This is a genomic window from Streptomyces sp. NPDC090127 (assembly GCF_044746945.1).
GTDB lineage: Bacteria > Actinomycetota > Actinomycetes > Streptomycetales > Streptomycetaceae > Streptomyces.
Window position 1 is genome coordinate 127,402 of record NZ_JBIVDE010000009.1, and the last position, 19,760, is coordinate 147,161.

Annotated in this window: 17 protein-coding genes and 1 tRNA gene; 10 read left to right on the forward strand and 8 right to left on the reverse strand. The window is 71.9% G+C overall.

The genetic code is table 11. The annotated features are described in order from the left end of the window. Positions 1-15: 15 nt before the first annotated feature. Both ACIPPS_RS29175 and ACIPPS_RS29180 read left to right on the forward strand, forming a co-directional pair. Complete coding sequence (locus ACIPPS_RS29175) at positions 16-1,704, forward strand: MFS transporter (RefSeq protein ID WP_401438050.1); 1,689 nt, start codon at positions 16-18, stop codon at positions 1,702-1,704. 454 nt (positions 1,705-2,158) lie between these two features. After that, positions 2,159-3,427, forward strand: a complete 1,269-nt coding sequence (locus tag ACIPPS_RS29180; RefSeq protein ID WP_401438052.1) for a Gfo/Idh/MocA family protein — start codon at positions 2,159-2,161, stop codon at positions 3,425-3,427. 16 nt (positions 3,428-3,443) lie between these two features. Here ACIPPS_RS29180 and ACIPPS_RS29185 read toward each other — a convergent pair whose 3' ends face one another. Together ACIPPS_RS29185 and ACIPPS_RS29190 are read right to left on the reverse strand one after the other, a co-directional pair. Next, positions 3,444-3,644 carry a DoxX family protein gene (locus tag ACIPPS_RS29185; RefSeq protein ID WP_401438572.1) on the reverse strand — a complete coding sequence of 67 codons (201 nt, stop codon included), beginning with the start codon at positions 3,642-3,644 and terminating at the stop codon, positions 3,444-3,446. A 9-nt stretch (positions 3,645-3,653) separates the two neighbouring features. After that, positions 3,654-4,124: a carboxymuconolactone decarboxylase family protein gene (locus tag ACIPPS_RS29190; RefSeq protein WP_401438055.1), complete on the reverse strand. Its 471-nt coding sequence runs from the start codon at positions 4,122-4,124 to the stop codon at positions 3,654-3,656. Between the two features lie 74 nt (positions 4,125-4,198). Here ACIPPS_RS29190 and ACIPPS_RS29195 point away from each other — a divergent pair, with 74 nt between their 5' ends. After that, the gene (locus ACIPPS_RS29195) at positions 4,199-4,705 is read left to right on the forward strand and encodes a hypothetical protein (RefSeq protein ID WP_401438058.1); all 507 of its coding nucleotides are present in this window, start codon (positions 4,199-4,201) and stop codon (positions 4,703-4,705) included. Between the two features lie 58 nt (positions 4,706-4,763). On the opposite strand, the gene ACIPPS_RS29200 is transcribed toward ACIPPS_RS29195, so the two are convergent. After that, a tRNA-Arg gene (locus tag ACIPPS_RS29200) sits at positions 4,764-4,836 on the reverse strand. A 211-nt stretch (positions 4,837-5,047) separates the two neighbouring features. Next, positions 5,048-5,446, reverse strand: a complete 399-nt coding sequence (locus ACIPPS_RS29205; protein WP_401438575.1) for a winged helix-turn-helix transcriptional regulator — start codon at positions 5,444-5,446, stop codon at positions 5,048-5,050. A gap of 211 nt (positions 5,447-5,657) precedes the next feature. Here ACIPPS_RS29205 and ACIPPS_RS29210 point away from each other — a divergent pair, with 211 nt between their 5' ends. Both ACIPPS_RS29210 and ACIPPS_RS29215 read left to right on the forward strand, forming a co-directional pair. After that, the gene (locus ACIPPS_RS29210; protein ID WP_401438061.1) at positions 5,658-7,145 is read left to right on the forward strand and encodes an MFS transporter; all 1,488 of its coding nucleotides are present in this window, start codon (positions 5,658-5,660) and stop codon (positions 7,143-7,145) included. Positions 7,146-7,254: 109 nt separating this feature from the next. After that, positions 7,255-8,886: a class I adenylate-forming enzyme family protein gene (locus ACIPPS_RS29215; protein ID WP_401438063.1), complete on the forward strand. Its 1,632-nt coding sequence runs from the start codon at positions 7,255-7,257 to the stop codon at positions 8,884-8,886. Here the strand turns inward: ACIPPS_RS29215 and ACIPPS_RS29220 are convergent. Beyond that, positions 8,873-10,144 (reverse strand): M6 family metalloprotease domain-containing protein, encoded by a 1,272-nt coding sequence (locus ACIPPS_RS29220; RefSeq protein ID WP_401438066.1) that lies wholly within the window; start codon positions 10,142-10,144, stop codon positions 8,873-8,875. The two genes, ACIPPS_RS29215 and ACIPPS_RS29220, sit on opposite strands and share 14 nt — an antisense overlap. 243 nt (positions 10,145-10,387) lie before the next feature. Here ACIPPS_RS29220 and ACIPPS_RS29225 point away from each other — a divergent pair, with 243 nt between their 5' ends. Beyond that, positions 10,388-11,062, forward strand: coding sequence for a TetR/AcrR family transcriptional regulator (locus ACIPPS_RS29225; protein ID WP_401438068.1), 675 nt, complete (start codon positions 10,388-10,390; stop codon positions 11,060-11,062). 191 nt (positions 11,063-11,253) lie between these two features. Further along, complete coding sequence (locus ACIPPS_RS29230; RefSeq protein WP_401438071.1) at positions 11,254-12,777, forward strand: MFS transporter; 1,524 nt, start codon at positions 11,254-11,256, stop codon at positions 12,775-12,777. Positions 12,778-12,915: 138 nt separating this feature from the next. Here ACIPPS_RS29230 and ACIPPS_RS29235 read toward each other — a convergent pair whose 3' ends face one another. Continuing rightward, a complete protein-coding gene (locus ACIPPS_RS29235) occupies positions 12,916-13,419 on the reverse strand; it encodes a MarR family winged helix-turn-helix transcriptional regulator (protein ID WP_401438073.1) in 504 nt (167 codons plus the stop codon). A gap of 108 nt (positions 13,420-13,527) precedes the next feature. Here ACIPPS_RS29235 and ACIPPS_RS29240 point away from each other — a divergent pair, with 108 nt between their 5' ends. Next, complete coding sequence (locus tag ACIPPS_RS29240) at positions 13,528-14,316, forward strand: dioxygenase (RefSeq protein ID WP_401438076.1); 789 nt, start codon at positions 13,528-13,530, stop codon at positions 14,314-14,316. A gap of 104 nt (positions 14,317-14,420) precedes the next feature. Here the strand turns inward: ACIPPS_RS29240 and ACIPPS_RS29245 are convergent, their stop codons facing one another. Further along, positions 14,421-15,428: a questin oxidase family protein gene (locus ACIPPS_RS29245; protein WP_401438079.1), complete on the reverse strand. Its 1,008-nt coding sequence runs from the start codon at positions 15,426-15,428 to the stop codon at positions 14,421-14,423. Positions 15,429-15,837: 409 nt separating this feature from the next. On the opposite strand from ACIPPS_RS29245, the gene ACIPPS_RS29250 reads away from it, so the two are divergent. Beyond that, positions 15,838-16,845 carry an RNA polymerase sigma factor RpoD/SigA gene (locus tag ACIPPS_RS29250; RefSeq protein WP_401438082.1) on the forward strand — a complete coding sequence of 336 codons (1,008 nt, stop codon included), beginning with the start codon at positions 15,838-15,840 and terminating at the stop codon, positions 16,843-16,845. 239 nt (positions 16,846-17,084) lie between these two features. Here the strand turns inward: ACIPPS_RS29250 and ACIPPS_RS29255 are convergent, their stop codons facing one another. Continuing rightward, a complete protein-coding gene (locus tag ACIPPS_RS29255) occupies positions 17,085-18,041 on the reverse strand; it encodes a helix-turn-helix transcriptional regulator (RefSeq protein ID WP_401438084.1) in 957 nt (318 codons plus the stop codon). Positions 18,042-18,103: 62 nt separating this feature from the next. Between ACIPPS_RS29255 and ACIPPS_RS29260 the strand changes: the two genes are divergently transcribed. Next, positions 18,104-19,624: an MFS transporter gene (locus tag ACIPPS_RS29260; protein WP_401438086.1), complete on the forward strand. Its 1,521-nt coding sequence runs from the start codon at positions 18,104-18,106 to the stop codon at positions 19,622-19,624. The last annotated feature ends 136 nt before the right edge of the window (positions 19,625-19,760 follow it).

Below are 19,760 nucleotides of genomic sequence, written 5' to 3' on the forward strand. Positions count from 1 at the left end.
CGTCGATACCCGGTCATGATCGCGACGGGCGTGGCGGCGCTGACGCACGTCCTCTGGTTCTTCCTGTTCGCGAACAGCGGCGGGGACCTCGCGGCGCAGGACGCCTGGGCGGAGTTCGTGGGCCGGCACCCGGACTCGGCGTACAACCTCGCGTGGTACGGCGGGATGCACCCGGTCTCGTACAGCGTCGTCTCGCCGTATCTGATGTCGGTGCTGGGCGTCCGTTCGACGATGATGATCGCCGGCACGCTCTCGGCCGGGCTCACGGCGCTGATCCTGGTGCGGGTGCGGGCGGTGCGCAATCCGCTGGCGTGCGCGCTGGCGGGGGTCTTCGCGTTCCTGTGCAACGCGCTGTCGGGGCGGGTGACGTTCGGGCTCGGCATGATGTTCGCGCTGGGCGCGGTCGCGGCCGTCTTCTGCTGGCCGCACCGCTGGCGGCGCAGACGCTGGGCGAAGGCGGCGGTGGCGGCGCCGCTCGCGGGCATCGCGACCGCGTGCAGCCCGGTCGCCGGCCTGTTCCTCGGGGTCGCGGCGGCGGCGCTGTTCCTGAACCGCCGCAGGCCGGGCGCGTACGCGCTGGGTCTGGCCCCGGTCGTGGTGGTGGCCCTCTCCTCGTGGCTGTTCCCCTTCTCGGGCACGCAGCCGATGTCCTGGGCGTCGACGGCGCTGCCGTTCCTCTTCGGGGTGCTGTGCTGCGTCCTCGTACCGCGCGGGTGGCGCACGGTACGGACGGGGGCGGCGGTGTACGCGGCGGGGACGCTGCTGACCTGGCTGATCGACTCGCAGATCGGCTCGAACGTCTCGCGGCTCGTGATGCTCTTCGCCGGGGTCGTGCTGCTGGCCGCGCTGCCGTACACGGTCCCGCGCTCCCGTAAGTGGTACGCGATCGTGCTGGCCTTCGTCGGACTGAACCTCTGGATCGGCTTCAAGGGCGTCGACGACGTCATCCGTACCGCTCCGGACGCGTCGTGGGCGCGCGAGGTCGCGCCGCTGATCAACCAGTTGCAGGTGCGAGGGGCGGAGAAGGCGCGGGTGGAGGTCGTACCGGCGTCGAGTCACCGTGAGTCCTCGGCGCTGAGCCCGTACATCAACCTGGCGCGGGGCTGGAACCGCCAGGCGGACATGGAGCGGAACCCGCTCTTCTACGACGACACCCTGAACGCCACGAACTACCAGGACTGGCTGGACCGCTGGGCGGTGCACTACGTGGTCCTGCCGACCGGCGCCCCGGACTCCGGCGCCGAGCTGGAGGCGGAGCTGGTCGGGGACGGGCTGCCGTACCTGAAGCAGGTCTGGTCGGACGCCAACTGGCGCCTGTACGAAGTGGACAACCCGACCCCCTTGGCGGACCCGCCGGCGAAGGTGCGCCGGGCGGGCGCGAACGAGGTCGTGATCGAGGTCGACACCCCGGGGCGCGTCCTGATCCGCGTCCCGTACTCCCCGTGGCTGGCGCTGGTCGACGAGCACGGCGGCAAGATCGAACCTCCGGAGGAGACGGAGGTGTCGAAGAAGGCCCGCGAGGAGTCGCCGGAGGAGCTGGAGAAGGTCTTCCTCAACGAGTCGGGCTGCCTCCTGAAGACGGAGGCGGACGCGGACGGCGACGAGTGGACCGAACTCCTGGCCCCGAAGCCCGGCACCTACCGGCTGTCGGCTCCGTACAAGTTCTTCCCGAGGGGCACGGCCTGCCCGAAGGAGCTGCGCTGACGGGCGGGTCGGGGCGGGGTCGGGGACGCGGCCGGGGGCGCGACCGGGGCGGGCTGGGCGGGGGCTGGGCCGAGGGGGCCGGCGGCGCGGCCAGGTCGAACCGATTTCCGCAGCCCCGAGACTGCGATCGCTGAACTCTTCACGCCTCGACGATCCCGCCGCCCCTGTCACCCCCCTGCCACGCCCCTGGCACGCCCCTGACACGGCTCTGGCGGGGGCGCCCCCGGTGGACCTTGCTGACCTGGATCGGCCCTTGGCCGACCCTGATCGGCCCCTGGCCGTCGGCCCGGAGGGACCCTTGTCCGGCGAGCCCGACAGTCGCTACCTTCTCGCCGAAAGCGTTTGCCGTGATCGGTCACCTGCCCTTCGGCCACTCGCTCTTCGACCACTTGCTCGCCGGCCACCAGCTCGCCGGCCACCTGCTCTCCGGCCACCTGCTCTGAAAGTGGGACGTATGCCCTCTGTCGTCACTCTCGCTGTCGTCGGTGCCGGGGACCGGGGGACCGGTCACGCGCGGTGGGCGTTGGCGCATCCGGAGCGGGCCAAGGTGGTCGCGGTGGCCGAGCCGCGGCAGGTGAGGCGGGACCGCCTCGCGGCCGACCACGGCCTGGAGGCGGGGGCGGCGGTGGACGACTGGCGGGTGCTGGCCGCCCGCGGGCGGATCGCGGACGCGGTGCTGATCTGCACGCTGGACCGCGACCACCTGGAGCCGGTCCTGGCGTTCGCCGCGCTCGGCTACCACATCATGCTGGAGAAGCCGATGGCGCTGACGGACGACGCGTGCCGGCGGATCGTGGCGGCGGTGGAGCGGGCCGGGGTGATCCTGGCGGTGGGCCACGTCCTGCGCTACACGCCGTACACGCGGGTTCTCAAGCGCGTCGTCGACTCCGGCAGGCTGGGCGAGATCGTCAGCGTCCAGCACCTGGAACCGGTCGGCTTCTGGCACCAGGCCCACTCGTTCGTACGGGGCAACTGGCGCCGCGAGGACGAGGCGACGTCCATGCTGATGGCGAAGTCCTGTCACGACCTGGACTGGCTGCAGTACGTGCTCGGCCGCCCGCCGATACGGGTCTCCAGCTTCGGGCGCCTCTCCCACTTCCGCCCGGAGAACAGGCCCGAGGGCGCCGCCGACCGCTGCCTGGACTGCGCGGTGGAGAGCACCTGCCCGTACTCCGCCAAGCGCGACTACGGCGATCAGCTCGCCCGTGGCGAGCACACCTGGCCGCTCAGTGTGGTCACCGACGAGTTCACCCCGCAGGCGCTGGACATCGCGCTGCGGGAGGGCCCCTACGGGCGGTGCGTGTACGCCTGCGACAACGACGTGGTGGACCACCAGGTGGTGGCCATGGAGTTCGCCTCCGGGGCGACGGCCACGTTCACGATGACCGCGTTCACGGAGCAGGCGGACCGCCAGACCCGTATCTTCGGGACCCGCGCCGAACTGCGGGGCGACGGTGAGCACGTGCGGGTCTACGACTTCCTGACCCGTACGGAAGAGCTCATCGACCTCGGCACGGAGGGGGCGATGGATGCGGCCGGCGGGCATGGAGGCGGGGACGCCGGCCTGATGGACGCCTTCGTCGCCGCCGTCGCCACCGGAGACCCGGGCCTGGTGAAGTCCGGCCCGCGGGAGTCCCTCATCAGCCACCTGACGGTCCTGGCCGCCGAACGAGCCCGGCACAACAACACCGTGGAGACGGTACGACCGCCGGCCGACGCCTGACCGCCGGGGCCCCGGGTCAGCCGACGAAGGACTCGGGGCCGAGACGGCCCCATGCCACGAAACCGGCCAGGACGACATAGACCAAATCCACCACCACGAGCGTGGTCTCGTGACGCCGCATGCGGGTGATCGCCGCACCCAGCATGAGCAGCACCAGACCGAGGGCGGCGAGCGGCACCAGAACGGGCGCGATGTCGAGTACGCCGGGCAGGACCAGGCCCGCCCCTCAGTACTGGCCGGGCTCGTAGCCGCCGGCGGGCTGCTGGATGATGACGTTGCCGCGGTTGAAGGCGTTGATGACGGCGATCTGGGTCACCAGGGCGGCGAGCTGGTCCTCGTCGTAGTGCTTCGCGGCATTCGCCCAGACCTCGTCGCTGACACCACCGGCCGCGTCGGCGATGCGGGTGGCCTCTTCGGTCAGCTCCAGGGCGGCGCGTTCGGCGTCGGTGAACACCGTGGCCTCACGCCAGGCGACGACCAGGTGGAGACGCACGGCGCTCTCGCCGGCGGCGGCGGCGTCCTTGGTGTGCATGTCTACGCATCCCGCGCAGCCGTTGATCTGGCTGGCGCGGAGCATCACCAGCTCACGCGTGGCGGCCGGCAGGGTCGACTCCCCGAGCGCCTTGCTCGCCGCGATGATGTGCTTCCATGCCGTGACCGCGACCGGGCTGTCGAAGAGGTTCAGACGAGCGCTCATCGTGAATTCCTTTGCCGTTGTCCGCTGTTGCCCCTAAGACACGGCGCCCCGACGACCTGTGACAGGTGCCGAATGTGACCCGCGTCTCCCTCCTGGACGTGATCCAGCGCAGCGCTACGGGAGGCGGACGGTCGGTGGGGTTGCGTACCCGGTCGCTGTACCGCACGATCCGGACGGGGGTGACCATGGAACGGCACGAGCTGGAAGCGCTGTTGACCGGTGACGACGAGGCGTCCGTGAGGGCTCTGTCCACCCTCCGTAGCGGCGCCACGTACTGGGTGGGAGACGGGGCGCAACCCGCAGCTCAGCACGCCGAAGTCTTCAAGCTCCGCCTGAAGCGCATGCGCAGGCGCGGACTCGAACCTCTCGGCCTGGAACGAGCGGTGCAGCTCGTCAGCGAACAGGGCCGTCCGGTGCGCACAGGAATGATTCACGCTGCCGACCGGACATGGGTCACCCTGCTCTTCGTCACGGAGGACACCACCGCCCTGGTGGCCTGCGCCGGCTGGCCACTACCCCTGCCCCCGCCACCGCCCCTGGCTACCAGGGAACCACTGCTTGAGGCGGGTCCCTCCGCCTGACGTCAGCTGGGCATGTCAAAGGGCACCTAGCAACGTCGCTAGGTGCCCTTTTCCCTTGTGCCCCCGGCAGGATTCGAACCTGCGACACCCGCTTTAGGAGAGCGGTGCTCTATCCCCTGAGCTACGAAGGCCGGGGTTTGTCGTGGAGCCGTGAGGCCCCGGACTAACGCCCTGGTCAGGGTTTCCCTCGGGGTGGTGCCCTGAAGGTCGGCTGACGGCTGACAGCCTAGCGGATCGGGGTTGGGGAGGTCGCCCCCGTTATCGGGTGGGGGCCGGGTGCTGGTTTCTTCCAGGGCGCCACGCGCGAGCCGAGCCGGGCTCGGCCGGCTCCGCGTGGTGAGTTCAGCGGCCTGAGCCCAGTTCCTCCGCCACGTCGAACTCCTGCCGCGCCCGCTCTACGCGCGGCAGGTTGTCGGCGGACCAGTCGGCGAGGTGGGCGAAGAGCGGTGCCAGGCTCAGCCCCAGCTCGCTGATCTCGTACTCGACCCTGGGGGGCACCTCCGGGTAGTACGTCCGCACGACGAGACCGTCCCGCTCCAACTGGCGCAGCCGCTGCGTCAGCACCTTCGCGGTGATCGTGCCGATGTTGCGGTGCAGCACCACGAAGCGCTGGCGTCCGAAGGAGTGCAGCGTCCACAGGATCGGCGTCGTCCAGCGGCTGAAGACGATGTCGAGCACGGGGGCGATCGGGCAGGCCTGCTGCGAGCCGACCTGGGCCGCGTGCGCGGCCGCGTCCGCCATCTGGCCGGGCGTCGGTGGGGCGGTCGTGGGGGCGCTGCCGCTCTTCATGGGAACCCTTCGGATAGCCACTTTCCTCTAGGTACCTACTTTACTGAGGATGCTAGCTTCCCGAAAGTCGCCAAGGGGAACGGTCGTTGAGGCTCTCGCCGCCCCCGTAACGCCCGTCCCCGCACCCCCCGCACCCCTCCCGCCCCCTGTTTCGAGGAGTGACATGTCTGTCCAAGAGTCTTCCCCCGTCAGCTCGGTGGATCCGGCCGCCGGCCCGGCCGGGCGGCCCGGTCTGATCCTGGTGTTCCTCTGCGTGGCCGGCTTCATGACCTTCCTCGACGTCTCGATCGTCAACGTGGCCCTGCCCACCATCGAGGACGAGCTGCACATCCCCCAGACGGCCCTGCAGTACGTCGTCACCACCTACGGCATGCTCCTCGGCGGCTTCCTGCTCCTCGCCGGCCGCCTCGCCGACACCCTCGGCCGCCGCAGGATGCTCCAGGCCGGGCTGGTCCTCTTCGCCCTGTCCTCCCTGGCCGCCGGCCTGGCGCGGGACGCCACGACGCTGATCGCCTCGCGGGGCGGGCAGGGACTGGCCGCCGCGTTCATCGCGACCGCCGCGCTCAGCCTGCTCACCGACACCTTCGAGGAGGGCCCCGCGCGGAACAAGGCGCTCGGTGCCTGGGGTGCGCTCAGCGGTGTCGCCGCCGTCGCCGGTGTGACCCTCGGCGGTCTGCTCACCGACGGCCCGGGCTGGCGCTGGATCTTCTTCGTCAACGTGCCGATCGGCCTCGTCGGCGCCCTGGTCGCCCCCATGGTCGTCGGCGAGAGCCGCGCCGCCGAGCGCACCCGCGGCTTCGACGTCGCCGGCGCCGTCGTCCTCACCGCGGGTCTGATCCTGCTGATCTTCACCCTGGGGCAGACCGTCGACGACTCCGACGTCCCGACGGCCCGCGTCTACGGCGGCTTCGCCCTGTCGGCCGTCCTGCTGGTGGCCTTCCTCCTCATCGAGCGCCGCACCGCCGCCCCGTTGATGCCGCTCTCGATCTTCCGCCGGCCGTCCCTGCGCGCGGCCAACATCATCGCGATCCTGCTCCTCGGCACCTGCGTCAGCCTCTTCTTCTTCGCCAGCCTCTTCATGCAGCAGGTGCTCGACTGGTCGGCCGTCACCACCGGCCTCGCGTACGTCCCGCTCGCCCTGACCACCGCGGTCGGTGCGGGCGTCGCCTCCCAGGTCGTCACCAAGGTCGCGGCCAAGCCCGTCCTGATGGTCGGGCTCGCCCTGGTCGCCACCGGCATGCTGTTGCTGTGGCGGGCCCCGTCCGACGCCTCGTACGTCGTCGACCTGCTGCCGGCCTTCGTCATCTGCGGCCTCGGTCTGGGCGCCTCCTTCGTGCCGCTCCAGGTCTCCGCCTTCGCGGGTACCGAGGAGCACCGGTCGGGCCTGGCCGCCGGTCTGATCAACACCTCACAGGAGGTCGGCGGCGCCCTCGGCCTCGCCGTCGCCGCCACCTTCGCCTTCCGCCGGATCCCCGAGCTGGAGGCCCGGACCCACGGGGTGCCCGAGCTCGTCAAGGAGGCCGGCGCCACGGTCTTTCACGACGCCTTCCTGATCAGCGCCGCCTTCGCCGCGACCGCCTTCGTGGTCACCCTCGTGCTGCTGCCCCTCACCAAGGCCGAGGACCGGCCGGCCGCTACCCCGGCCCACTGAGAACGGACGCGCCTCGCGGGGGGAGCGGCCACCGGCCGCGCTTGACGCCCCGGGAGGGCGGGCATAGCGTCGGCCGACGGGGCTGAGCGAGCGCTTAGAGAGGTCGATCGTGCGCGTAGGAGAGACGGCGGATCCAGTCGCCGCCCGGCTGGCCGCGCCCGGGGCGCCCTTCGCCGTCGAGGACGGGGTGTACGTCGAGGGGCCGCGCACGCTGCGCGAGTTCGTCGAGGCCACCTGGGCGTACGGCGACCGGCCGTTCCTCGTCTCCGAGGACGGGGTGCTGAGCTACCGGGAGTTCTTCGACGCCGCCTGCGGGCTCGCCCGCGCCCTCGTGGACCAGTACGGGCTGCGCCCCGGCGACCGGGCCGTCGTCGCCATGCGGAACCACCCGGAGTGGCAGATCGCCTTCTGGGCCGCCCAGCTCGCCGGCCTCGTCGCCGTGCCCCTCAACGCCTGGTGGACCGAGGAGGAGTGCGCGTACGCCCTCGACGACTGCCGGCCGCGCGTCCTCCTCGTCGACGGGGAGCGCAAGGAACGCCTGCGCGGCTGGGCGCTCCGTCACCACGTGCCCGGCATCGTCTTTCACGGCGAGGCCGGGGACGGTTTCCAGGCGTACGTGCGCGACACCGACGGCCTTCTCGGCCCCCCGCTCGTCGACGTGCTGCCGGAGCACGACGCCACGATCATCTACACCTCCGGCACCACCGGCCGCCCCAAGGGCGCCGTCGCCACCCACCTCGCGCAGGCGGGGGCGGCGATGAACCCGCGGTACTACGCCGCCGCCTCCGCACTCGGCCGCGGCACCCTCCCCGGGCAGGGGCCCGCGCCCGTCTCGCTCACCACCTTCCCGTTCTTCCACGTGGCCGCCTTCACCTCCTTCTACTCGGTGATGGCCGCCGGCGGGACCCTCGTCCTCATGCGGAAATGGGACGCGGGCAAGGCCCTGGAGCTGATCCGGCTCCACCGCGTGACGCACTACGCCGGCGTCCCCACCACCGCGCTCCAGCTGCTCGACCTCGCCGAGCGGACCGGTGACGCGATGGAGAGCCTCACCATGCTCAACACCGGCGGCGCCGCCGCCCCGCCCGAGCTGGTCGCCCGGCTGACCGCCGCCTTCGGCGACCGCGTCGAGCCCCGCAACGGCTACGGCCTCACCGAGACCTGCGGCGGCGTCCTCGCCACGTTCGGCGCCGAGTACCGCGCCCATCCGCACGGTGTCGGCCGGCCCACCCCCGCCACCGAGGTCCGCGTCGACCGGCCCGACGCCGAGGGCGTGGGGGAGCTGCTGCTGCGCGGGCAGTCCCTCGTGCGCGGGTACTGGGGGGACGAGGCCGCCACCCGCGCCGCCTTCACCGACGACGGCTGGTTCCGCACCGGCGACCTGGCCCGGCTCCGCGACGGGCGGGTCACGATCGTCGACCGGCTCACGGACATGGTGGTCCGCGGCGGCGAGAACGTGTACTGCGTCGAGGTCGAGGCCGCCCTCCACGACCACCCCGACGTCGTCGACGCCGCCGTCCTCGGGGTCCCGCACCCGGTCCTCGGGGAGGAGGTCGCCGCCGTCGTGCGGGTGCGCGAGGGCGCCGACGCGTCGGTCGAGGAGCTCAGGGCGCACGTCGGGGGCCGGCTGGCCGCCTTCAAGGTGCCCGCCCACGTCCTCGTACGCGCCACGGAGCTGCCCCGCAACGCCACGGGGAAGGTGCTCAAGCGGGAGCTGCGGGAGGAGCTCAGCCGCGGGTGATCCGCACCCGGTAGGTGCCGCTCGTCTCCTCGGCGAGGACGGTGATCCGGATGCCGTTGGCCCGGTCGGTGAACGTCTCGCCCGGCCGGTACGGCGCGTCCGACAGCTCCGCGTGGACGTTCGGGCGGCGCGTGCAGCCGCCGCTGTCCTGGTCGCTGTCCGACACCGTCACCGGGCCCTGGCCGGTGTCGACGTCCGACTCGACCCGGTAGATCAGGACGCCCGGCTCGCAGACCGCCTCGTCGTTGCCGTCCCGGGTGCGGACCTCGACGGCGTAGCCGGACTTCTCGGAGAGCGGTACGAAGGCGAGCTTCCGGCCGCCCGCGGTCGCCAGCGGGGTCAGCGTGTAGTCGTGCGCCCCCGGGGTGGCGGCGCAGCCGACCTGGCTGTTGTCCAGCCAGCCGAGCTTCCACTTGTGCCAGCCGAGCAGGTCGTTGTTGGCCCCCCAGTCCTCGGACATGATGTCCCAGTGCCCGACCGTGCCGCCGCCGTCCACGGTGTAGAGGTCGGGCAGGCCGAAGACGTGGCCGTTCTCGTGCGGCAGGACGCGGTAGCCGGTCTGCGCGTACGTCCCCGAGCCGTCGTCCTGGCGGCTGTAGACGAAGGACGTGTTGGAGAGCGGGACACCGTCCGCGTAGGGCGCCTCGTCGTTCCCGGAGAAGGTCACGGAGAGCACGGTGTCCAGGGCCGAGGGGCCGGCGTTCGGCGTGACCAGGATGTTGACCAGGTCGTAGGCGCTGAAGTCGATCTGCGGGTCGGCGGTCTTCACGATGTCCTCGACGAGGCCGCGGTAGCCCGGTTCGTACGGTGAGCCGCGCTCTATCCCGTACGAGGCGAACGGCCGCGGCATCCGCAGCCAGTCGGGTATCGGGGCCTCCGGGGCGTAGTGCAGCCGCCCGTACGAGCTGGTGCTGAACCACTCGGTGGTCTTCGGGAAGAACTCGCCGTACCGGTCGAGCGCCGTGCCCTCCCCTTCGGCGTCGGGGAAGTCGACCATCAGGTTGAGGGCCCTGACGCGGCCCGTGGAGCGGGCGTACCCGGGAGCCGTCGGCATCCCCTCCGACATCTGCACACCCATCGTCGTCGCGATCCTGCACGGTCCGAGCGCCGTGGCGTCTCCGGCCGCGGCGGCCACCGGGCCCGCGGAGGCCGGTGCCGGGCCGGGGAGCGTGGTGCTGGCCGAGGCGAGGGCGGCGAGCGCGACAGCGGCCGCCGCGGCGAGGACGACGGGTCTGCGTATGCGGGGGGTCTGCTGCATGCGGTCGCCTCTCCGGTCAGCGCTGCTGTTCGATCAGCGTGTGTCGAGAGCTCCGGAGGCGCGCGTCGGGTGGCCCGATCGTGGGTATTCCGCACGGCAGCTGCTGGCGTGACGCAGGTCACATTCCCGGCGGGAAATAACCGGGGACTCCCTCCCCGTTTACGCCTGTGTTCGAGGAAGTGGGGACCAAGTCCCCGGATCGCCGGCCGGGGGCCGGTGTCACCGTCAGAAGGAGGCCGTGGCGTGACCGCCGAAGCCGACACCGCGCCCGCTCGCCGCGTGCCCCGCCCCCGTGCGGACGCCCTGCGCAACCGTGAGCGGATCGTCTGCGCGGCCCGCGAGATGTTCGTGGAGTTCGGCCCGCAGGTGCCGCTCGACGAGATCGCGCGCCGGGCGGGCGTCGGCAACGCCACCCTCTACCGGAACTTCCCCGAGCGGGGCGACCTCGTCCACGAGGTCGTCCTCTCCGTCACCTCCCGCACCACGGACCTGGCGCAGGAGGCGGCCGCGGCCGTCGACGCCGGGGAGGCCGACTCCTTCGAGGCGCTGCGCCGCTTCACCCATGCCGCCGCCGACGAGCGCATCGGGGCCCTGTGCCCGATCCTCGACGGCACCTTCGACAAGAACCACCCCGAACTGCACGCCGAGCGCGACCGGCTGGAGGCGGCCGTCCAGGACCTGGTCGACCGTGCGCACGGCTCGGGCAGGCTCCGCACCGACGTCGGCGTCGGGGACCTGATGGTGGCCGTCTCCCAGCTGACCCGCCCGCTCCCGGGCACCGCCTGCCTGAACATGGACCGATTCGTCCACCGTCATCTGCAGCTGTTCCTGGACGGTCTCGAGGCGCCCGCGCGCTCCGTGCTGCCCGGCTCGGCCGCCACTCTGGAGGATCTGAGGGGCGACGCCGACACGCTGTGACCCCCGCGCCGACCGTCCCGTGACCCCGCGCCGACCGCCCCGCGACTCCGCACGCACGCCTGTGACTCCGCATGCACGCCTGTGACTCCGCACGCCCGCCCATGACTCCGCACGCACGCCCGCTGCTCCGCTGACGGGCCCACTCACTTACGTCCCATTTTTCCTTTACGTACCACGAGGTGGCTACCCCCATGTCCGAAACAGATCCCCGGCGCTGGAAAGCGCTGGTCTTCATCGCCCTCGCCCAGCTGATGGTCGTGCTCGACGCGACGATCGTGAACATCGCGCTGCCCTCCGCCCAGCAGGACCTGGGGATCTCGGACGGCAACCGCCAGTGGGTCATCACGGCCTACGCCCTCGCCTTCGGCGGTCTGCTGCTCTTCGGCGGCCGCATAGCCGACCTGTGGGGCCGTAAGCGCACCTTCGTCGTCGGCCTCATCGGCTTCGCCGCCGCCTCCGCGCTCGGCGGGGCCGCGACCGGCGAGGCCATGATGCTCGGCGCCCGCGCGCTCCAGGGCGCCTTCGGCGCACTGCTCGCGCCCGCCGCGCTCTCCCTGCTCGCGGTGATGTTCACCGACGCCAAGGAGCGCGCCAAGGCGTTCGGCATCTACGGTGCGATCGCCGGTGGCGGTGGCGCCGTGGGCCTGATCCTCGGCGGCTTCCTCACCGAGTACCTGGACTGGCGCTGGACCTTCTTCGTCAACATCCCGTTCGCGATCGTCGCCGCCGCCGGCGCGTACTTCGTGATCCGTGAGCCGGCCGGCGGTCGCAACCGTTCGCCGCTCGACATCCCGGGCGTCGTCCTCTCCACGCTCGGCCTGGTCGCCCTGGTCTACGGCTTCACCCGCGCCGAGTCCGAGGGCTGGTCGGACGCCACGACGATCGGCATGTTCGTCGCCTCCGCGGTCCTCCTGGCCGCCTTCGTCCTCACCGAGGCGAAGGTCAAGTCGCCGCTGCTGCCGCTGCGCGTCCTGACCGACCGCAACCGCGGCGGTGTCTACCTCTCGCTGGGCCTCGCCATCATCGCGATGTTCGGCCTGTTCCTCTTCCTGACGTACTACCTCCAGATCGTGAAGGGGTTCTCGCCGGTCGAGACGGGCTTCGCGTTCCTCCCGATGATCGTGGGCATGATCATCGGCTCCACCCAGATCGGTACGCGGCTGATGACGCGGGTCCCACCGCGTCTGCTGATGGGTCCCGGCTTCCTGACCGCCGCCGTCGGCATGCTGCTGCTCACCCAGCTGCAGATCGACACCTCGTACGCCGGTCTGATCCTGCCCGCGCAGCTGCTGCTCGGCCTCGGCATGGGTACGGCGTTCATGCCGGCCATGTCGCTCGCCACGCACGGCGTCGACCCGCGGGACGCCGGTGTGGCCTCCGCGATGGTCAACACCTCGCAGCAGGTCGGCGGCGCGATCGGTACGGCCCTGCTGAACACGATCGCCGCCTCCGCCACCACCGCCTACATCACCGACCACGCGGCCGGCGCCACGAGCCAGGGCGCCCAGAAGCTGCTCCAGCTCCAGGGCATGGTCGAGGGTTACGCGGCGGCGATCTGGTGGGCCGTCGGCATCCTGGTCGCCGCCTCCGCGATCGCCGTCACCTTCATCAACACCGGCAAGCCGGACACCGGCCCGGTGGCGGGCTCCGGCTCGGGCTCGGGCTCCGGCGAGGGTGCCGAGCACGAGGTGAAGATCCCCGTCATCGCGCACTGACCGTCATCGCGCGCTGACCGTCACCGCGTACCGACCGTCGACGCGCACCGACCGTCGACACGGACCGACTGTCGACACGGACCGACCGTCCACTTGGACCGACCACCTCCTGGTGATGCCTGCCTGCCCTGGTTCCGCTCAGCGGAGCCAGGGCAGGTCCGCGTCCGGGCCGGACGGCTGGAGCCCCTCCGCCATCACCTTCATGATCTCGCCGAGCTGGTCCACCTGCTCCGGGCTGAGCCGGTCGAACATGGCCTGCCGTACGGCGGAGACATGGCCGGGCGCAGTCCGCCGCAGCACCTCGAACCCCTCGTCGGTGAGGTGCGCGAACTGGCCCCGCTTGTCGGAGGGGCAGTCCTGGCGGGTCACCCAGCCGTTCTTCTCCAGGCGCGCGACGGCGTGCGAGAGCCGGGAACGGGTGATCTTGGCGTCCTTGGCCAGCTCGGTCATCCGCAGTCGCCGCCGGGGCGCCTGGGAAAGCTGGACGAGCAGCCCGTAGTAGATGTGCGGCATCCCGGCGTCGCGCTGCAGCTGGCGGTCGAGATGGTCCTCGAGGAGGGTGGTGGCGTGGCGGTACGCCCGCCAGACGCACTGTTCCTCGTCGCTGAGCCAGCGCGGTGCGTCCTCAGGTGCGGTGGTCATGCGTCCATCGTACGACTCGTTCTTGAAAGTTGAACTATATGGGCTTACGCTCGTGACTGTCAGCCAATCTTGAAACTTCAAGGATCCCCTCGGAAGGCGGTCGTCGCCATGGACGCCACGCTGGAACGGATGCCCGCCCTCTATCTCTCGCACGGTGCCCCGCCGCTCGCCGACGACCCGGTCTGGCCCGGTGAACTCGCCGCCTGGTCCGCCGGACTGCCCCGGCCCACCGCGATCCTGATGGTCTCCGCGCACTGGGAGGAGGCCCCGCTCGCCCTCGGCGCGACGGAGACCGTCCCGCTCGTGTACGACTTCTGGGGCTTCCCCGAGCACTACTACCGGGTGCGGTACCCGGCTCCCGGCGCGCCCGGGCTCGCCGCGTCGGTCCGCGGGCTGCTGCACGGGCCGGGCACACCGGTGCAGGACATCCCCGACCGCGGGCTCGACCACGGCGCGTACGTGCCGCTGGTGGAGATGTTCCCGGAGGCCGACATCCCGGTGCTCCAGATCTCCCTGCCCACGCTCGACCCCCGGAAGCTGATGGAGATCGGCCGCCGGCTCGCGCCGCTGCGCGACGAGGGCGTCCTGATCGTCGGCAGCGGCTTCTTCACCCACAACCTGGCCGCCCTGCGGCACACCGGGGGCGGGGTGCCCGGCTGGTCGGCGGAGTTCGACGCCTGGGGCCGCGAGGCGCTGGAGGCGCGGGACGTCGACGCCCTCCTCGACTTCGTCCACACCTCCCCGGCCGGCCGGCTCGCCCATCCGCGTACGGAACACTTCGCCCCGCTCTTCGTCACCCTCGGCGCGGCGGACGCGGCCGGTGACCTGGACGGCGGGCGGTCGGTGATCGACGGGTTCTGGATGGGGCTCGCGAAGCGCTCGGTCCAGTTCGGCTGAGCAGGCGGCCGGAAGACCGGCGGGGCCGGCAGAAGGCCGGCGGGGCCATCGGAGGGCCGGGCCGGCAGAAGGCCAGCGGGGCCTTCAGGAGGACACCGGGCCCGTCAGAAGACCGGCGGGTTGAGGTCGGCGGCGCGTACGGCGGCGGTCAGCGCGGGTCCGTCCCCGACGTCGAGCGCGGTGTCGGCGAACTTGATCGTGTGGTCGTCGCCGTGGGCCGCGGCCCGTTCGAAGATCTCCTCGGCGGTGAGGCCGGTGGCCCGCTGGGGCGCCGCCTCGCGCGGGGTGTAGGACGCCGTCACGGCGGCCGAGGCGGCCCAGGCGGCCGCGAGGCTCGCCGGCCAGAGCTCGCGCGGGAGCGCCGGAAGGGTGCGCAGGACGGCGTTGGGCGCGGTCGCCGCGTGGACGAGCATGATCGGCTCGCCGTGGCCGTGCGTCGCGTACCGGTGGGTCGCGGCCGCGACCAGCTCGGTGAGCCGGGCGTGCGCGGTGTCGGCGTCGGCGGCGGCGCCCCAGTGCGGGAACGCGGTCAGCTGGGGCAGCCGGTCGCGCAGCCCGCCCTCCTGGCGGGGCACGGGCGGCACGGCCGCGAGGGCGGCGGCCGCGGTGGGCGCCGGGGCGAGCGGGGTGATCGCGGGCAGCGGCTGGGCGCGGGCGGCCCAGTAGCCGAGCGCCTGGGCCAGCTCCGTGCGGCGCGGTTCCGTCTCCGGCGTCGTCAGAAGCGTGCGGACGGCGTGGCCGGTGCGGATGACGGGGTGGGTGGAGCCTCCCGCGATGCCGGGGAGGAGGCGCGGCCACCACTCGGCGAGGACCTCGCGCCAGGGGCGCTGCGCCGTCTCGCGCTCGAAGAACCGGAGCCAGTCGGCGATCCGGGCCGTGTCGCCGAGCGCCTCGCGCCAGGTGGCCGCCGTGACGGGGGTGCGGGGCGTCGGCATGTCCTCCAGCTTGTGCCGGTAGTGGTCAAGCCAGCGGTGCACCGTCGCGGCCCGGCCGCGATGCACGAGGGCCTCGACGACCATGGGGGCGTGGTTGGTGAGCCTCCCGAGGCGTTCGGGGCCGTGTCCGTGGAGCCGCTGGAGCGCTTCGTCGAGGGCGCCGGAGGTGTCGGTCATGGGCCTGACGGTAGGCGGGGCCGTATCCCGTCCGTAACGGTCGGTGGACCTGGTCCTGGGGGCCGAGGCGCGTCCGGGGATGCGGCTGTACTTCTTATTTCGGACATCGCAGGCAACCAGGAGGCGTCAGGCGCCGTCTTCTGGGGAGAAGCGGACCTAGGGACGTCGCCCGCTCCCGAGGTGATCGTCGTCTCGCGGGGCGGACCGCTTGAGCGGCCTCCAGGCCTCGCCTGACCTGCGCTTCTGTGCGTGCGGAGGGCATCGATCACCCTCGGTGGCGGCACAGGGTACTGCATGATCGCGAAAATCGATGCGCCGCGTGGGAATTCTGTCCTGATTCCAGTCGTTGTTTCCGTCGGATGCAGGGCACCCGAAAGGGTGTCGCGACCTACTCAGCAAGGGAGCACGCATGGCAACCCGTGCCGTCGCCCGTCGTCAGTCCTCCGCCACCAGCGGTAGCGGCAAAAGCCGGGCAAGCAGCGTTCGCGTCGTGGGCGGGGAGATCGCCGACCGCGACCTGGTCGGCATGTACCTCGACGAGATCGCCCGCACGCCCCTGCTCGACGCCGCCAAGGAGGTCGAGCTCTCCCAGACGATCGAGGCCGGGGTCTATGCCCGGCAGATCCTGGACGGAGAGGTGGAGAGCGAGGCGGGCGGCGCGTCCCGCGAGGAGCTCGAAGCGTTGTACGAAGCGGGCGAGCGTGCCAAGGACCTCTTCATCAAGTCGAACCTGCGGCTCGTCGTCGCCGTCGCGCGACGCTATCCGCGCAGCGGCCTGCCGCTGCTCGACCTGATCCAGGAAGGGAACGCGGGCCTGGTGCGCGCGGTCGAGAAGTTCGACTACGCCAAGGGCTTCAAGTTCTCGACGTACGCCACGTGGTGGATCCGCCAGGCCATCACGCGCTCCATAGCCGACCAGTCGCGCACGATCCGGCTCCCCGTCCACCTGGTGGAGGAGCTCGGGCGGATCCGGCGCGTGCAGCGCGAGTTCAACCGGGAGAACGGCCGGGAGCCGGAGCCGGCCGAGATCGCGACGGAGCTGGGCTCGACGCCGGCGCGCGTCGTGGACGTCCTGGACTGGGCCCGTGACCCGGTCTCGCTGAACATGTCGGTGGACGACGAGGGCGAGACGCAGTTCGGCGACCTCCTGGAGGACACCTCGGCGGTCTCGCCGGAGCAGTCGGTGCTCACGCTGCTGCGCAGCGAGGAGCTCGACGACCTGATCGACAAGCTCGACCACCGGACGGCCTCGATCATCCGCATGCGGTACGGCATCGAGGACGGCCGCGAGCGCACGCTCACGGAGGTCGGCAAGGAGCACGGCCTCACCCGCGAGCGCATCCGCCAGATCGAGAAGCACGCGCTCCTGGAGCTGAAGAAGATGGCCCGGGACACGGGCTTCGACGCGGTGGCGTAGAGCGGTCGGCCGATACGGCGGACAGGCGGACAGAGCGGTCAGCCGCTCCGGCGGAGAAGCGGACTGAGCGGCCGGCCGCTCCGGCGGACGGAGTGTTCGACCGCTCCGGCGTGGGGGGGGGGGGGGGGGGGCGCGCGGGCCCCCCCCCCCCCCCCACGCCACCGACCCCGCCAAGCGCGCCCACGCCACCGCCAAGCCCGCCCCCGCTACCGCGCCGACCCCGCCACCGCACCGACCCCCTACCGCACCGACGCCGCCAACCGCGCCCCCAGGTCCTTCGTGTACGTCATCAGGGACGGCGGGGCGTGGATCGTGAAGGACGCGTCGACCAGGGCGAGCCGGACCGCGAGCCACTCCGTCGAGTCCGTCGTCCGCGTCCGCAGCCGGCACGTCGAAGGGCCCGTCGCGGTCGGCGCCAGATGGGACGGCAGCCGGGCCGCCACGAAGTCGGCGGGAGCCTCGAAGGTGACGTCCAGGTCCAGTTCCGGCTGGTCACGGGCCATCGAGCGGTTCATGAACTCGGCCGCCCCGCCCGCCGGCAACTCCCTCGGCGCGAACCGCGCCCCCGTCGCGAACGGATCCGAGACCCGGTCCACCCGGAACGTCCGCCAGTCCTCGCGCTCCAGGTCGTACGCCACGAGGTACCACCGCCGCCCCGTCGACACCAGCCGGTACGGCTCGACCTGGCGCCGCGACTCCGTCCCGTCACCCGCCCGGTACCCGAACCGCAGCCGCTCCTGCGCCGTCACCGCGCCCGCAAGGGCCGTCAGCGTCGAGGGAGCCACCGTCGCCCCGTCCCCGCGCGTCAGCGGGATCGTCGCGTTCTGCAGGGTGGAGACCCGGTGCCGCAGCCGGGACGGCAGTACCTGCTCCAGCTTGGCGAGGGCGCGCACCGACGCCTCCTCCACCCCCTCGATCGCGTGGCCCGCACCCGCCCGCAGCCCCACCGCGATCGCCACCGCCTCCTCGTCGTCGAGGAGCAGCGGCGGCATGGCCGTGCCGGCGACCAGGCGGTACCCGCCCACCGCGCCCTTCGTCGCCTCCACGGGATAGCCGAGCTCCCGCAGCCGGTCGATGTCCCGGCGGATCGTGCGCGCGGAGACCGAGAGCCGCTCGGCGAGCTCGCTGCCCGGCCACTCGCGCGGCGTCTGGAGCAGCGAGAGCAGGTTGAGGAGTCGTGCCGGAGTGTCCGTCATGTGTTCCAGCATGCGCCGCATCTAGGACATGCATTGACCTATATGGCCTCTACGTTTCTCCCATGAGTTCACACGACGCCGTCACGGAGGCGGCCGCCACCGACCGCAGGCGCTGGATAGCCCTCGCCATCGTCATGACCGCCGCCTTCATGGACCTGGTCGACGCCACGATCGTCAACATCGCGATCCCCAGCATCGAGCGGGACCTCGGCGCCACCTTCGGTGCCATCCAGTGGATCACCGCCGGATACGCCCTCGCCTTCGCCGCCGGCCTGATCACCGGTGGCCGGCTCGGCGACATCTACGGTCGCAAGCGGCTGTTCCTCCTGGGCACCGCCGGCTTCACCGTCGCCTCCGCGCTCTGCGGCTTCGCGGCCAACCCCGAGATGCTGGTCGCCTCCCGCCTGCTCCAGGGCGCGGCCGCGGCCATGATGGTGCCGCAGGTCCTGTCGATCATCCACGTCACCTTCCCCGCACACGAGCGCGGCAAGGTCTTCGGCCTGTTCGGCGCGATCATCGGCCTCGGCGCGGTCTCCGGGCCGCTGCTCGGCGCGCTGCTCACCCAGTGGAACATCGCCGGCCTGGAGTGGCGGCCGATCTTCCTCATCAACCTGCCGGTCGGCATCGCGGGTCTGCTCCTGGGCCGCAAGTTCATCACCGAGTCGAAGGCGCCGAAGGCGCTCCGCCTCGACATCGTCGGCGTGCTGCTCGTGACGCTCGCGCTGCTCATGCTGATCTACCCGCTGACCCGCGGCCGTGAGCTGGACTGGCCGCTCTGGGGCCACCTGTGCATGGCCGGCAGCCTCGTCGTCTTCGCGGCCCTCGTGGCGTACGAGAAGTACAAGGCGAGGAAGGACGGCTCGCCGCTGGTCGAGCTCTCCCTGTTCAAGGTGAAGAGCTTCGCGGCCGGTATCGCGGTGCAGCTGACCTTCGGCGTCGTGATGGGCATCTTCTTCCTGGTCTGGACGCTGTACATGCAGATCGGTCTGGGCTGGAGCCCGCTGAAGGCCGGTCTGACGGGCGTGCCGTTCTCGATCGCCGTCTCGACGGCGGCCGGTCTGTCGGTGCAGAAGCTCGTCCCGCGCTTCGGCCGCAAGGTGCTGCAGACGGGCGCGCTGACGATGGCCGCGGGCATGGTGCTCTACCTGTGGGAGGCGGGGCGGTACGGCGGCTCCATCAGCTCCTGGCAGATGATCCTCCCCCTGGTCGTCATGGGCCTGGGCATGGGTCTGATCGTGGCCCCGCTGACCGACGCGGTCCTCTCGGACGTGCCGCGTGAGCACGCGGGATCGGCCTCGGGCCTCATCAACACGACCGGCCAGATGGGCAACGCGCTCGGGCTCGGGCTGGTGTCGGTCGTCTTCTTCGGCGTGATCGACGAGGAGCGGATCGCGAAGGCCCCGGCCGAGGTCGGTGCGGCGTTCACGGACGCCTTCCAGAACGCGCTCGGCTGGGCGGTGGCCGTGCTCGCCGTGATCTTCCTGGTGATGTTCGCGCTGCCGGCGAAGCCGAAGCAGCACATCGAGGGCGCCGAGGACGACGCGTTCCCGGTCGTCGACAAGGAGCCCGCGCTCGCCCCCTGAGCGAGCTGAGCCGTACGGACGGCGACGAGCGGGCCGAAGGGCCCCGGCCCCCCGGGACATCCATCCCGGGGGGCCGGGGCCCTTCGTCGTCAGTTGGCCCGGATGCCCGCTCTGGTGCCCGAATCTGTTTACTTCG